The organism is Polaromonas sp., from assembly GCF_012927415.1.
Classification (GTDB): Bacteria; Pseudomonadota; Gammaproteobacteria; order Burkholderiales; family Burkholderiaceae_C; genus Polaromonas.
On sequence record NZ_JABBPF010000023.1, the window covers coordinates 1 to 13,711 of the forward strand.

Here is a 13,711-nt window from a genome sequence, read left to right on the forward strand (position 1 = left end):
GCCATCGCTTCGCTGCCCACCACCACTGCCGTGTTGTTGACCATCTCGCCCAGCCGCCGCGCGGCAAACGTCGCCATCGACACGTGGTCTTCCTGGTTGGCAGAGGTCGGCAGACTGTCAACGCTGGCGGGGTGCGCCAGCGATTTATTTTCTGAGGCCAGGGCGGCCGCGGTGACCTGCGCAATCATGAAGCCTGAGTTGAGGCCGCCCTCGCGCACCAGGAACGGCGGCAGACCCGAAATTCCCGTGTCGAGCAGCAGTGCGATGCGGCGCTCGGCGATGGCGCCGATTTCGCTCACCGCCAGGGCAATGATGTCAGCAGCAAAGGCCACTGGTTCGGCGTGAAAGTTGCCACCCGAGATCACCTCGCCGGTGTCGGCAAACACCAGCGGGTTGTCCGACGCCGCATTCGCCTCGATCTGCAACACCCGGGCCGCATGCGCGAGGTTGTCGAGGCAGGCGCCCATTACCTGCGGAATGCAGCGCACCGAATAGGGGTCCTGCACGCGGCCGCAGTCGGCGTGGGAGGGCACGATCTCGCTGCCCTCGAGCAGGCTGCGCACGGCGGCAGCGACCGCGATCTGGCCGGGCTGGCCGCGCGCAGCGTGGATGCGGGCATCGAAAGGTTTGATCGAGCCCTGAATGGCTTCGAGTGACAGCGCGCCCGACATCAGCGCTGAAGCAAACACGTCTTCGGCTCCAAACAGACCAACCAGCGCCAGCGCCGTCGATACCTGGGTGCCGTTGAGCAGTGCCAGCCCTTCCTTGGGGCCGAGCACGAAGGGCTTTAAGCCGATTCGGCGCATCGCCTCGGCACCGCTCACCAGTTCGCCGTGCGCCGTGGTGGCTTGCCCTTCGCCAATCAGCACGCAGGCCATGTGCGCTAGCGGTGCCAGGTCGCCCGAGGCGCCGACCGAGCCCTTGGCCGGAATGCTGGGCATCAGCCCGGCGTTGAACAGGGCCAGCAGCGCATCGACGAGCTCGGGGCGTACGCCCGAATGTCCGCGCGCCAGGCTCACGGCTTTGGTTGCCAGCACCAGCCTGACGACCGGTGCCGCCAGCGGTTCACCGGTTCCCACGCTGTGTGACAAAACCAGGTTGCGCTGCAACTCGGCGAGCTGGTGACTGGGGATGCGAGTGCTAGCCAACTTGCCAAAACCGGTGTTGATGCCATAGACCACCTCATCGTTCTCGACGATATGCTGCACCGCAGCCCGCGATTGGGTCATGCCGCCCTGCACGCAAGGGTCGAGTGACAGCCGTACGGCGCCAGCGTGTACGCGGCGCAGCATCGCAAGGTCTACTAGGCCGGGTGTGAGTAGCAGGGCTACGTCGGCGGAAAAAGCAGATAAAGCAGATTTTAAGAAAGACATAAAGACCTGTCTGTACAAGTAAGACGTGCGGAAAATAGCAACGGTGTTGTTTGCCTAGCCGGAAGTCGGGTTGCCGTCCGCGCGGAAGCGGCTACCCAGCCGGTACCGCGACGCGGGGTGCAGGCAACGCACCAGGGTCACCGGCACGGCCCGCGTCCAGGTGCGGCGCGTGAGCAGCAGGCAGGGTTCCGTGATCGACATGCTGAGGTGCTCGGCCTGCTCGGCCGTGGGCAGTACCGCGTCCACCAGATGCTCGATCTGGTCAAAGGGCACGTGCCGAACCAGGTATTCGCTGGGTGGCGTTGAGGTGAGATCCTGGTCGAGAAAGTTTGGCACCACGCGTGGGTTGACGTAACGGTCTTCAAGCTGCACCGGCATACCGTCTTCATAGTGCAGGCACAGGCTGTGAAAGACTGATTCGCCGGTCCGCAGGTCCAGCCATACGGCGACGTCCGACGATACCGCGATGCGCTCGGCCGCCATCAGCCGATAGCTGTAGTCGTGACCGCGTGCGCGAATATCGCTCGCGATATTTCCGATCTGCAGCAAGGTGGACTGCGGCTTGTTTTCGGCCACAAAGCTGCCGACACCCGCCTGGCGCACAACACGCCCCTGCTCCACTAGTTCGCGCAGTGCGCGGTTGGCCGTCATGCGGGAGATACCAAATTGGGCGACCAGTTCATGCTCTGAGGGCAGGCGATGACCGGCGGGCCAGGAGCCATCCTGAATCTTGCGCGTGATGAACTCTTTCACCTGTTCGTAAAGCGCGAGCGCGGGAGCGTGCACGCTGGCGGCGTTGCGGGCGACAGCGGCTTGACGGCGAAGGGGGGCGGATGTCATGGCATGTGGTACCGGCAAACCGTCAATGCTCGGACGTTGCCATGGACTCGGCGCGGATCTCTTCGGTCAGGCGTGCCTTGAGCGCCATGAATTCGGGCGAGGTCTTGATTGTGTAATGGCGTGGATGCGGGAAATCGACAGCAATCTCGGTCTTGATGCGGCCGGGCCGGGCGCTGAACACCGCGACGCGGTTAGCCATGAAGATGGCCTCGTCGATGTCGTGTGTCACGAATAAAACGGTTTTTTGAGCCGACTCCCAGATGCCCAGCAGCAGTTCCTGCATCAGCACGCGCGTCTGGTTGTCGAGAGCACCGAAAGGTTCGTCGAGCAGCAGTATCTTGGGATCGTTGGCGAGTGCGCGCGCAATCGCCGTGCGCTGCTGCATGCCGCCCGAGAGCTGCTTCGGAAAATGGTTTTCGAAACCGCGCAGGCCGACCTTGGCAATGAAGAATTCGCTGCGCTGCTGCTGGTCGGCTGCGCTCATTCCGCGCTCACGCAGGCCGAACCGGATATTTTGCGCAATCGTCAGCCAAGGGAACAGTGTGTAGCTTTGGAATACCACGCCCCTGTCAGCGCCTGGCCCCTCAATGGTCTGGCCATCGAGCATCACCTGGCCGTTGGTGGGAAAGTCGAGCCCGGCCACGATGCGCAATAGCGTGGATTTGCCGCAACCCGAAGGGCCTAGGATGGTGACAAAGTCGTTCTCACGCACTTCAAAATCAACGGGTAGCAGGGCCTCGGTCTTTTGACCCCGGTTGCCGGTGAAGGTGCGTGAAACACCACGAATTGACAATTGATTGATCACAACGTGCTCCAGGCGAAAAGGCGGCGGTTTAGCACCTTGAAGGCGAGGTCGGAGATCAGGCCGATGATGCCGATGACGATAATTCCAAAGATGATTTGCCCGGTGTTAAGCAGCGCCTGGCTGTCGGTAATCATGTGGCCGATGCCCGAAGAGGAGCCGATCAGCTCGGCGACAATCACGTAAGTCCAGGCCCAGCCCAGCACCAGGCGAAGCGTCTCGGCAATGGCTGGCGCAGCACCGGGGATCAACACGCGCCAGACAATGCCGCGGCTGTTGGCGCCCAGAGTGTAGGCGGCTTCCACCAGATCACGACGAGCGCCTCCCACGATCACGGCGACCATCAAGATGATCTGGAACACCGAGCCGATAAAGATGACGAGGAGTTTTTGAGTTTCACCCAGGCCGGCCCAAAGGATCAGTAGTGGAATGAAGGCCGAGGCGGGCAGGTAGCGGCAGAACGAGACGAAAGGTTCCAGGAATGCCTCGACCGGCTTGTAGGCGCCCATCGCGATGCCCAGCGGCACTGCGACGAAGGCTGCCATGACAAAGCCCCCCACCACACGCCACACCGTCATGCCAATGTCGTGGATAAAGTTGTACTCGGTAAATAGCAGCCAGCCTTCCCTGATCATCGTGACCGGGCTGGCAAGAAAGGTGGGCGACACAAAGCCGCCCAGCGTGAAGCCAGCCCATACCAGCACAAACAACACAAAGAAACTGGCGCCCAGCATCCAGCGGGTCTGCGGCGGCACAGGTTCAAGTGGTGCGAACACCTGACGCCTGCGCTTTGGCGGAACAGCCACCGCCGCTATCGGGCGCGCCGGGGCTTGAATGAGCGAGGTCGATTCCATGAAGGCTGTTTTTTAGTTGATAAAGCTGGCGTCGAAGGTCACTGCGAGGTCTTGCGGTGCCTTGCGTATCACGCCGGCCTCCAGCAGGATGGGCACCGATTCCTTCATGAACTGGGTCAGCTCACCGGCGAAAAACTTCTGGTTGGCGGCCTTGTCCTGCCAGCGCAGATAAGCGGCGGACTTGGCAAATTGCTCGCCACCCTGCTTGACGGCCGCGCCCATGATCTCGTTCGACTTGACAGGGTCCGCCTTGATCATTTCAAGCGCCTCGAAGTAAGAGTTCGCAAGTGCTTGCGCTGCCTTGGGGTTGGCTTTGAGCCAGGGAGGTGCGCAACCCACGGTATCCATCACCATGGGGTAGTCCAGCGTGGTGGCGAGGATCTTCCCTGCCTGTGGATTGCTGCGCACCATCGACAGATAAGGTTCGTAGGTCATCGCCGCATCGTTCTGCCCCGAAACGAAGGCCTGTGCGGCGGGTTGCGGCTCAAGCGACACCGTCTTCACATCCTTTAGCGTCATGCCGTTTTTGTTAAGCATCCAGGCCAGCCCGAAATAGGGCGCGGTGCCGGGCGCGCTGACTCCGATGGATTTGCCCTTGAGGTCGGCGAAGCCTTTTACGTCGTTGCGCACGGCCAGGCCGTCCGCTCCGTACGACTTGTCCATCTGAAATATTTGCACGATGGGCACGCCATTGGCATTCCAGGCAACGTGGGTTTCGACTGTGGTGGCAGCGCACTGGATGGCGCCAGCGGCCAGGGCCAGATGGCGGTCCTTTTGCGGAATCATCTTTAGTTCCACGTCGAGGCCGTTTTTCTTGAAGATCCCGCTCTTGTCGGCCAGCGTCAGTGGCGCGAAGCCGGTCCAGCCTGACATGCCGAGCGTCAGTTTCGTTTCCTGAGCGGCAGCATGGCTGCTGATACCCGCGACGCAAGCAGTTACGGCCAGCAGCGTTGCTGCGTTCTTCAGAATCTTCATGCCCATCACGTACTCCGGTATGTAAAAAAATTGATTGGACTTACGTCCCCTGCACGGCAGTGCCTGGCGAAAGAATTTTTGGCCGCATGACCTGACTTGTATATACAGGATAACCCTAATCCCTGAATCAGTGCAAAGCGGAATGTTCGCTATCAAAACGGGTAACTGCACGCTCAGCGATCACTTCTGGGGTATCCATACAAGATTGACTCACGCCAGCCAAAAACGGAGCAATTAATATGCCGGTTTCCCGGATTCAGGACGCTTGGCTTGCACGCTGGCGCTCTGCCCTGAAAAAGTGGCGACCAATGGCCGGGCAAAAGCGTCTGTCAATCTCGGTCTCTGGTGATGGCTCACGGGATTGTGCGGCGCGGCGAGTCGAGAACAGGGGCTCCAGGAACCCTTGCGAAAGAAGAAATGAGGAGCGCCTTACACTGATGGCATGTCTGATTTTTCGACGCAGTCCCCCGCGGCGGATGGGGCCGTTCGCCGTCCGTGCGTGGCGGTAGCCGTAGTCATGCGCCGCGAACGTATCGACAACGCCTGGCAGCCCTGGCGCTGGGCCCTCGCGGACGTCGTACCGCATGAGGCCGGTTTTGGCAACCGGCCACGCTTGCTGATAAAGGACGAGCGCGAGGAACGTTGGCTCCACCCTGGCTTCATGGTGGAACTTTTTTTTGGCGATGCGGAAGGTTACTACCTCAACGTCAGCACACAGCAGCCGTGCTTCTGGGTAGTTTGGCGCATGGAGGAAGAAGCCGCACTGGCCGACGAACCGGTGGCCGTGCCGCAAATTGTGACGCTGAGCTATCACGACGCAGGGAGATGGCTGGACGCGCAGGAAACGGTTGAGCAGGTGCCCGCGCCGCCCGATGTGGTTCAGTGGCTGCAGCATTTTGTCGACAAGCACCATGTATTGGAAGCCAGGCGCCGCCAGCGCCCGCAGAGCTTCAAACCTTTGGTCGATCGCTTTGGCAGCCCGGCGCGCGTGAGCACTGAAAAAAAATTTGGCGGAGGCGGTCATGCCTGAGGAACGCCAGGGATTTCTTGGCCGGTGGGCGCGCCGCAAGACCAGCGTATTGCAGGGCAAGCCTCTTGAGGAGCCGGCATTGGTTGCCCAAACGGTGCAGGCGACTGCAGAGGCAACAAAATCATCCATTCCCGTACAACCCGCGCAGCAAAGTACCGAGTTGACGGCCGGCGACGCGGGGACGGCCGAAAAAGCGCTGTCGCTGGACGATGTAAGGCTGCTCACGAAGGACTCTGACTTCAAGCCTTTTATGAGGGGCGATGTGGGTCCTGAGGTGCGCAATGCAGCCATGAAAAAACTTTTTACCGACCCGCACTACAACGTGATGGACGGCCTGGATATTTATATTGACGACTATTCGCGCTCCGACCCGATTCCCGAATCCATGCTCAGGCTAATGGTTGGCGCGAAATTGCTGAAGTTTTTTGACAGCGAGGAGGACAACGGGAAGACGGAAGACGCTCAAATGCTGCGCGGCCCGGCGCCTCTGCTTTCAGATAACCCAAATAACCCCACGCCTGAAACCGTGGCACAGTCCGATAACGGCTTCAATTTGGACAGTCCGAACTGCCTCAGTCCCCAACACCTCAGCCAACCCGAGCCGTCCCCTGATTCCGGTGCCAGCGAACACGACCATGCCCACTCTCATCTGCGACTGCAATCAGACTATGCCTCTCCAGCCAAGGACGCTGGGCGCGGCACTTCGTGAAGATCTGACCCTGCATTCGGCGCTCTGTCGGCGCGAAGCAGGGGCTTTCCAGAAAGCGATTCAATCCGGCGACGACGTGTTGGTGGCTTGCACCCAGGAAAAGCGTCTTTTCGCGGAATTGGCGCAGCAGACGAACGGCGCTACGTCCGTCATCAAATTCGTCAATATTAGGGAAATGGGCGGCTGGAGCAAGGATGCTGCCAGCGCGAGCCCGAAAATTGCGGCCATGCTGGCGGTGGCTCTTTTGCCGGACGCTGAGCCGGTTCCGACTGTGACTTTCAAAAGCGCCGGCCGCCTGCTGATCATTGGCGAGCTTGATGCGGCCGAGCGTGCTGCAGCACTGGTGTCCGATGTTCTTGAGGTCACTCTGTTCAGTCTGGGCGCGGGTCGTAACGGCGGCTCGCAGGAGCGGCGCTATCCGGTATTGGCCGGACAAATTCAGCACCTTGCCGGATGGCTGGGCGCGTTCGAGCTGAAGTACACAAGCAGCAACCCGATCGACCTGGACTTGTGTACCCGCTGCAATGCCTGCCTGTCCGCCTGTCCGGAAGGTGCAATCGGTTTCGACTACCAGATTGATGGGAGCCTGTGCAAGTCCCACCGGGACTGCGTCAAGGTTTGCGGCATTGCCGGAGCGATTGACTTCAGCCGAGAAGCGGCAGCGCTGAGTGAGAAGTTTGATCTTGTCCTCGACCTGCGATTCACGCCGGCGTTTACGCAACATGCCCTCCCGCAGGGTTATTTTCTTTGGGATGGCAAAGACAGCCGGGTGCTACTCGATGTGCGCTCACTGATCGGGGAGTTTGAAAAGCCCAGATTTTTTTCCTACAAGCAAAAGCTGTGTGCCCACAGCCGCAACCAAAAGATCGGCTGCAATGCCTGCATCGACGTCTGCTCGGCTTCAGCGATCAGCAGCGAAAGCGCGCGCCAGCAAATCAAGGTAAACCCGAATCTGTGCGTGGGCTGCGGTGCCTGTTCGACGGTTTGCCCCACTGGCGCCATCTCCTTTGCTTATCCACGACCGGCAGAACAGGGCAACAAGATCAAAACTTTGCTGAGCACCTACGCCAGGGTGGGCGGCAAGCAGGCAGCCCTCTTGCTGCACAGCCAGGAAGCGGGCACGCGTTTGTTGGGCGACCTCGGGCGCATGGCAAGACTCGATCCTGCCACGCACGGCGTACCGGCGCGCGTTTTGCCTGTGTCTTTGTGGCATACGGTCTCGCTGGGGCTGGAACTCTGGTTGTCGGCTGTCGCCTATGGCGCATCGCAAGTTTGGGTCCTGATGACGAATGAAGAAGCACCGCAGTACCGCGAAGCTTTGCGCGAGCAGATGGAAGTCGCTCAGGCGATTCTTGCCGGATTGGGCTATCAGGGCGAACACTTCCGTATTCTTGAAGCGAAGGATGCGCGTGATCTGACGGAACTCGATGCCCGCTTGCAGGCGGCCCCGGCCCAAGGTGTGGCGCAGGCGGCGAGCTTCGCCGAACAGGCGGAAAAGCGCGTTACTCTGGAGTTGGCGCTCGATCACCTGATGGCACAGTCGCCGGTGCCGGCTGAAGTTATTCCGCTGCCGGCCATCGGTTCACCCATTGGTGGGCTTGCCATCAACAAGGATACCTGCACTTTGTGCCTGAGCTGCGTCAATGCCTGCCCGGCCAGCGCGTTGCAGGACAACCCCGAGCGCCTGCAGCTGAAATTCATTGAGAAGAACTGCGTTCAGTGCGGCCTGTGCGTCAAGACCTGTCCGGAGAACGCGCTCTCGCTGGTGCCCCGGTTCAACCTGATGCTGCAGCGCAAGGAAGCAGTGGTAATCAACGAGATGCAGCCCTATGCCTGCATCCGATGCAGCAAGCCCTTCGGCACGCTCAGGGCGATTGAATCCATGCTCGGCAAGCTGGCCGGGCATGCCATGTTCCAAGGGGCGGCGGCTGAACGCCTGAAAATGTGCGGCGACTGCCGCGTCATCGATATCTACTCGGCCGACAACGAACTCAATATTAGCGATATCCGCTAGCCCATATGACCATGCAAGCCCAACTCCTAGCCTCGACTCTGGACGAAGAAACGGCGCGCGCGGAGGTCTACGGGCTTCTCGCGGCGCTTTATTACGCGGCACCGTCTGCCGAACTGCTTGAGAACCTGCGCGTAGCTGTCACCCAGGCGCCAGTAGCTGGTGCCTTGCTCGAAAGCTCATGGGCCGAACTGGTCGCTGCTGCGCGTGAGCAAACTGCCGACCAGATAAGACGCGAGTACGACACCCTGTTCGGAGGGGTAGGCAAGCCGGAAGTTTATCTTTTTGGCTCTCACTACCTTAGCGGATTTCTCAATGAAAAGCCGCTTGCGGCCTTGCGCAGCGATATCGCGGCACTGGGCCTGACGCGCGATGCGGCGATGTCGGAAACAGAAGACCATGTGGCTTATGGATGCGAAGTGATGCGTTACCTGATTGCGGGTGACGATGTGGAAGTTGCCAACCTGACACGTCAGCGAGATTTCTTTGCGCGCCATGTTCAGCCCTGGGTCCCCGCGATGTGCCAGGCAATCACGGGGCAACCCAAAGCCCGTTTTTACCGTTCACTGGCGGATTTCACCCAAGCCTTTGTGAATATCGAATCGCAAGGGTTTGACATGCTGGACTGAGCGAATCCTGATTTTCACCCAGTCTGTTGTTTCGGTTTAAATACGGATATCGAGAATGTTCAGAGACGCCCTCGATCGTTAGATTACTTATGTTTTCCCTTTGGTTTTTGGGGTTGATTCCGGGAACTCACAGTGGTGCACCGGTCTCTGACTTACAGTAAGAAACCAGTTACATACCCATTGGGTCCATGGAGAAGAAAAATGCAGGACATCCAGCCAAAAAACTCGCGCCGGGGCTTTTTCTTCGGGGCGGCGACGGCGGGCGCAGCGGCCGCAGTCGTAGTCGCTATTCCAGTCTTGCGTGAAACGCAAGCCGTACCGGAGGCCATAAAACTTGTGCCGGAAAAAGGCGGCGGGTACAGCGTTTCGGAACACGTCGAGCGTTATTACAAAACCGCACGCCTTTAATTCATTCCCGCTTTTAATCTTACGGAGAGCTTCATGCTGCTCGCGAAAAAAAATAATGGTGTTTACAGCGATCCGGCGCATCGCGAGGGCTCTTCGCGCTTTGTGCAGAGTTTGTCGCGCGGGCTGTCCAATGCCTTGCCGACAATGGACCGCCGCTCATTTCTGCGGCGCTCCGGACTTGGCATCGGTGTAGGTCTGGCTGCCTCGCAGCTCAGTCTGGTCAAAAAGGCCAGTGCCGCAGCTCCGGGAGAGGTGAACGGGAGTTCAAAAATCGAAGTCAAACGCACGGTCTGCTCGCATTGCTCGGTCGGCTGTGCGGTCGATGCTGTGGTTGAAAACGGCGTTTGGGTGCGTCAGGAACCCGTGTTCGATTCGCCGATCAATCTCGGCGCGCATTGCGCCAAAGGCGCAGCCCTGCGCGAGCACGGCCATGGCGAATACCGCCTGCGCTACCCGATGAAGCTGGTGGCCGGCAAATACGAGCGCATCAGCTGGGACACGGCCCTCAATGAAATTACCGCGCGCATGCTGGAGCTGCGCAAGGCCAGCGGCCCGGATTCGGTATACGTAGTGGGCTCGTCGAAGCACAACAACGAGCAAGCCTACCTTTTGCGCAAGTGGATGAGTTTCTGGGGTAGCAACAACTGCGACCACCAGGCCCGCATCTGCCACTCGACCACGGTGGCTGGAGTGGCCAACACCTGGGGCTACGGCGCCATGACCAATTCGTTCAACGACTTGCAAAACAGTAAGTGCGCGTTGTACATTGGCTCGAATGCCGCCGAGGCGCACCCGGTTAGCATGCTGCACCTGCTGCATGCCAAGGAAAAAGGCTGCAAAGTGATCGTCGTCGATCCACGTTTCACGCGCACGGCGGCCAAGGCTGATGAGTTCGTCCGCCTCCGTTCGGGTTCGGACATTCCCTTTTTGTTCGGCGTGCTGTTTCATATCTTCAAGAACGGTTGGGAAGATACCCAGTACATCAACGATCGCGTCTACGGCATGGACAAAGTCAAGGAAGAGGTCTTGGCCAAATGGACGCCGGACAAGGTCGAGGAAGCCTGCGGCGTGCCCGAAGCCACCGTTTTGAATGTGGCGACGATGATGAGTCAGAACCGCCCCAGTACCTTGGTCTGGTGCATGGGTCAGACGCAGCACACCACCGGCAACGCCATCGTTCGCGCCTCCTGTATTTTGCAGCTGGCGCTGGGCAACATCGGAAAAAGCGGCGGCGGTACCAATATTTTTCGGGGCCACGACAATGTGCAGGGTGCTACAGACGTCGGCCCCAACCCCGACTCGCTGCCGGGTTACTACGGACTGACTCAGGGCTCGTGGAAGCATTTTGCCAAAGTGTGGGGCGTTGACTTTGACTGGATTCAGGGCCGCTATGCATCGCCCGCCATGATGGGCAAGCCCGGCATCACCGTATCCCGCTGGATCGATGGCGTGATGGAAAAAAACGAATTCATCGATCAGGACTCAAACCTGCGCGGCGTTTTCTTCTGGGGCCACGCGCCCAATTCCCTGACGCGCGGCCTGGAAATGAAACGCGCGATGGACATGCTCGATCTGCTGGTGGTGATCGATCCGTATCCATCTGCCACCGCCGCCATGGCTGCGATGCCCGGCAAGGCTGGTGACCTGAACCCGAACCGCGCGGTTTATCTGCTGCCGGCAGCCACGCAGTTTGAAACCAATGGCTCGGTCACGTCGTCGAACCGTTCGCTGCAGTGGCGTGAAAGGGTCATCGAGCCGCTGTGGGAAAGCCGCACTGACCACATGATCATGCAGCAGTTCGCCGACAAGCTGGGCTTTGGCAAAGAGCTGTCGAAAAACTTCAAGATGCAGCAGGTCAAGGGCATGAACGAACCAATGCCCGAGGACATCCTGCGCGAGATCAACAAGAGCTGCTGGAGCATCGGCTACACCGGCCAGAGCCCGGAGCGCCTGAAGGCGCACATGCGCAGCATGCACCTGTTTGACCCCAAAACCCTCCAGTCCCGGGGCGGCAAGGACAAGGAAAGCGGCTATGACACGACGGGCGACTTTTTTGGCCTGCCATGGCCGTGCTGGGGCACACCGGAACTGAAACATCCTGGCACTGCCAACCTTTACGACACCTCCAAGCATGTCATGAACGGCGGCGGCAATTTCCGCGCCAATTTCGGTGTCGAGCGCGAAGGCAAAAACCTGCTTGCAGAAGACGGCTCGCACTCGCTTGGCTCGGACATCACCACCGGTTACCCAGAGTTCGACCACATTCTGATGAAAAAGCTCGGCTGGTGGGATGAGTTGAGCGAGCCTGAAAAATCCGCCGCTGGCGGTAAAAACTGGAAAACCGACTCATCTGGCGGCATCATCCGCGTGGTCATGAAAAACCATGGCTGCTACCCCTTTGGCAACGCCAAGGCCAGAGCCGTGGTGTGGAACTTCCCCGATGCGATTCCGCAGCATCGGGAGCCGCTTTATGGCATTCGTCCTGACTTGGTGGCCAAATACCCGACGCATGATGACAAGAAGACTTTCTGGCGCTTGCCGACGCTCTACAAGACCATCCAGGACAGAAATATTGCCGACAAGGTGCATGAAAAGTTTCCGCTGATTCTGACTTCCGGCCGGCTGGTCGAGTACGAAGGCGGCGGCGAGGAAACCCGATCCAATCCCTGGCTGGCCGAGTTGCAGCAGGAAATGTTTGTCGAGATCAATCCCAGGGTGGCTTCCGAAAAAGGCATACGCAATGGCGAGCGTGCCTGGGTCAGCACGCCGACCGGGGCACGGCTGAATGTGCAGGCGCTGGTCACTGAACGGGTCGGGCCTGACACCGTTTTTATGCCCTTCCACTTTTCGGGACGCTGGCAGGGTGCCGACATGCTGGCTTATTACCCGGCGGGTGCGAATCCGGTGGTTCGTGGTGAAGCGGTCAATACCGGCACCACGTATGGCTACGACAGCGTGACGATGATGCAGGAAACCAAAACGACGGTTTGCAGCATTGAGAGGGCATAAAAACATGGCCTTCACGCTTTTTACTTTTTGCAGTACGAAACCTCAGGACTCATCATGGCACGCATGAAATTTGTTTGCGACGCGGAGCGTTGCATCGAATGCAACGGCTGTGTAACCGCATGCAAGAACGAAAACGAGGTTCCGTGGGGCGTCAACCGCCGTCGTGTGGTCACGCTTAACGACGGTGTCCCGGGGGAAAAATCGATTTCGGTCGCCTGCATGCATTGCAGTGATGCGCCCTGCATGGCGGTTTGTCCAGTCAACTGCTTTTATCGCACCGATGAGGGTGTGGTGCTGCACGACAAGGACATCTGCATAGGTTGCGGTTATTGCTCCTACGCCTGTCCTTTTGGTGCGCCGCAGTTCCCGTCGACCGGCACCTTTGGCGTTCGCGGCAAGATGGACAAATGCACCTTCTGTGCCGGCGGCCCCGAAGTTAATGGTAGTCAGGCCGAATTTGAAAAATACGGCCGCAACCGGCTGTCGGAGGGGAAATTGCCGGCCTGCGCCGAAATGTGTTCCACCAAGGCCTTGCTGGCAGGTGACGGAGACGTGATCGCTGACATTTTCCGCAACCGGGTCGTGCAGCGCGGCAAGGGCGCCGAGGTGTGGGGTTGGGGTACGGCTTACGGTTCCAAACAGGCCGGGCAACCGCCCGCAGGAGTCAAATCATGAAGCGACTGCTTGTTCTTGTTCCGCTGGTTGCCGGCTTGACGGGATTGGCCGCTTGCGGTGAAAAGCCGCAAACCCTCGGCGGCGTGAAAAATGATGTGGCACCGTATCAGGGGGCTGACAACCGTTTCGTCGCACCAGGCTGGAAGCCCGGCGACAAGACCAGTTGGGAGCAGGGACTCAAAGCGCGAACGCAGCGCACCCAGAACGAGTACTCCAAGCTAAACTAAACGGAATCCGTATGAAACGCGCGCACTTGGCACTATTTTTAGTAGCAATGGGCCTTGCCGGATTGGCACTTGCGCAGGTGCCTGCGCCGCTGGCCGCGGCATCGGCGCAGGCCTCGGAAGTCGTGACACCCGCCGCGGTTGCGCCGGCTGCAACCGGAGGTATCCGGGG

13 protein-coding genes are annotated in these 13,711 nt (G+C 59.5%); 8 read left to right on the forward strand and 5 right to left on the reverse strand.

Features of this window, described 5'->3' with window-relative positions:
* The 5 genes from hutH to HHJ19_RS02295 all read right to left on the reverse strand — a co-directional run.
* Positions 1-1,373: histidine ammonia-lyase (gene hutH / locus HHJ19_RS02275; RefSeq protein WP_296903716.1), on the reverse strand; the 1,373-nt coding region annotated here is incomplete at its 3' end.
* Positions 1,374-1,427: 54 nt separating this feature from the next.
* Positions 1,428-2,213 (reverse strand): histidine utilization repressor, encoded by a 786-nt coding sequence (hutC, locus tag HHJ19_RS02280; protein WP_296903717.1) that lies wholly within the window; start codon positions 2,211-2,213, stop codon positions 1,428-1,430.
* 22 nt (positions 2,214-2,235) lie between these two features.
* Entirely contained in the window at positions 2,236-3,015 is a 780-nt protein-coding gene (locus HHJ19_RS02285; protein ID WP_296903727.1) for an ABC transporter ATP-binding protein, read from the reverse strand.
* Positions 3,015-3,869: an ABC transporter permease gene (locus HHJ19_RS02290; RefSeq protein WP_296903718.1), complete on the reverse strand. Its 855-nt coding sequence runs from the start codon at positions 3,867-3,869 to the stop codon at positions 3,015-3,017. Before HHJ19_RS02290 ends, HHJ19_RS02285 begins: the two co-directional genes overlap by 1 nt.
* A 12-nt stretch (positions 3,870-3,881) precedes the next feature.
* Positions 3,882-4,844 carry an ABC transporter substrate-binding protein gene (locus tag HHJ19_RS02295; RefSeq protein WP_296903728.1) on the reverse strand — a complete coding sequence of 321 codons (963 nt, stop codon included), beginning with the start codon at positions 4,842-4,844 and terminating at the stop codon, positions 3,882-3,884.
* 442 nt (positions 4,845-5,286) lie between these two features.
* On the opposite strand from HHJ19_RS02295, the gene HHJ19_RS02300 reads away from it, so the two are divergent.
* From HHJ19_RS02300 to HHJ19_RS02335, 8 genes are all read left to right on the forward strand, one after another.
* The gene (locus HHJ19_RS02300; RefSeq protein WP_296903719.1) at positions 5,287-5,874 is read left to right on the forward strand and encodes a DUF3305 domain-containing protein; all 588 of its coding nucleotides are present in this window, start codon (positions 5,287-5,289) and stop codon (positions 5,872-5,874) included.
* A complete protein-coding gene (locus HHJ19_RS02305) occupies positions 5,867-6,583 on the forward strand; it encodes a DUF3306 domain-containing protein (RefSeq protein WP_296903720.1) in 717 nt (238 codons plus the stop codon). Before HHJ19_RS02300 ends, HHJ19_RS02305 begins: the two co-directional genes overlap by 8 nt.
* Entirely contained in the window at positions 6,543-8,597 is a 2,055-nt protein-coding gene (locus HHJ19_RS02310; RefSeq protein WP_296903721.1) for a 4Fe-4S binding protein, read from the forward strand. The genes HHJ19_RS02305 and HHJ19_RS02310 overlap by 41 nt, the downstream gene beginning before the upstream one ends.
* Before the next feature lie 5 nt (positions 8,598-8,602).
* Positions 8,603-9,223, forward strand: coding sequence for a molecular chaperone TorD family protein (locus tag HHJ19_RS02315; RefSeq protein WP_296903722.1), 621 nt, complete (start codon positions 8,603-8,605; stop codon positions 9,221-9,223).
* Between the two features lie 201 nt (positions 9,224-9,424).
* Entirely contained in the window at positions 9,425-9,631 is a 207-nt protein-coding gene (locus HHJ19_RS02320) for a formate dehydrogenase (RefSeq protein WP_296903723.1), read from the forward strand.
* 33 nt (positions 9,632-9,664) lie between these two features.
* Entirely contained in the window at positions 9,665-12,640 is a 2,976-nt protein-coding gene (locus HHJ19_RS02325; protein WP_296903724.1) for a formate dehydrogenase subunit alpha, read from the forward strand.
* Between the two features lie 54 nt (positions 12,641-12,694).
* Positions 12,695-13,315 carry a formate dehydrogenase FDH3 subunit beta gene (gene fdh3B, locus HHJ19_RS02330; protein WP_296903725.1) on the forward strand — a complete coding sequence of 207 codons (621 nt, stop codon included), beginning with the start codon at positions 12,695-12,697 and terminating at the stop codon, positions 13,313-13,315.
* Positions 13,312-13,542 (forward strand): hypothetical protein, encoded by a 231-nt coding sequence (locus HHJ19_RS02335; protein WP_296903726.1) that lies wholly within the window; start codon positions 13,312-13,314, stop codon positions 13,540-13,542. Before fdh3B ends, HHJ19_RS02335 begins: the two co-directional genes overlap by 4 nt.
* Positions 13,543-13,711: the final 169 nt, after the last annotated feature.

Excerpts from the sequence above, each read along its gene's own strand:
- HHJ19_RS02305 (WP_296903720.1), top strand. The coding sequence starts at position 5,867 with ATGCCTGAGGAACGCCAGGGATTTCTTGGCCGGTGGGCGCGCCGCAAG.
- HHJ19_RS02315 (WP_296903722.1), top strand. The coding sequence starts at position 8,603 with ATGACCATGCAAGCCCAACTCCTAGCCTCGACTCTGGACGAAGAAACG.
- fdh3B (WP_296903725.1), top strand. The coding sequence starts at position 12,695 with ATGGCACGCATGAAATTTGTTTGCGACGCGGAGCGTTGCATCGAATGC.
- HHJ19_RS02300 (WP_296903719.1), top strand. The coding sequence starts at position 5,287 with ATGTCTGATTTTTCGACGCAGTCCCCCGCGGCGGATGGGGCCGTTCGC.
- HHJ19_RS02335 (WP_296903726.1), top strand. The coding sequence starts at position 13,312 with ATGAAGCGACTGCTTGTTCTTGTTCCGCTGGTTGCCGGCTTGACGGGA.
- HHJ19_RS02320 (WP_296903723.1), top strand. The coding sequence starts at position 9,425 with ATGCAGGACATCCAGCCAAAAAACTCGCGCCGGGGCTTTTTCTTCGGG.
- HHJ19_RS02325 (WP_296903724.1), top strand. The coding sequence starts at position 9,665 with ATGCTGCTCGCGAAAAAAAATAATGGTGTTTACAGCGATCCGGCGCAT.
- hutC (WP_296903717.1), bottom strand. The coding sequence starts at position 2,213 with ATGACATCCGCCCCCCTTCGCCGTCAAGCCGCTGTCGCCCGCAACGCC.
- HHJ19_RS02310 (WP_296903721.1), top strand. The coding sequence starts at position 6,543 with ATGCCTCTCCAGCCAAGGACGCTGGGCGCGGCACTTCGTGAAGATCTG.
- HHJ19_RS02290 (WP_296903718.1), bottom strand. The coding sequence starts at position 3,869 with ATGGAATCGACCTCGCTCATTCAAGCCCCGGCGCGCCCGATAGCGGCG.
- HHJ19_RS02295 (WP_296903728.1), bottom strand. The coding sequence starts at position 4,844 with ATGAAGATTCTGAAGAACGCAGCAACGCTGCTGGCCGTAACTGCTTGC.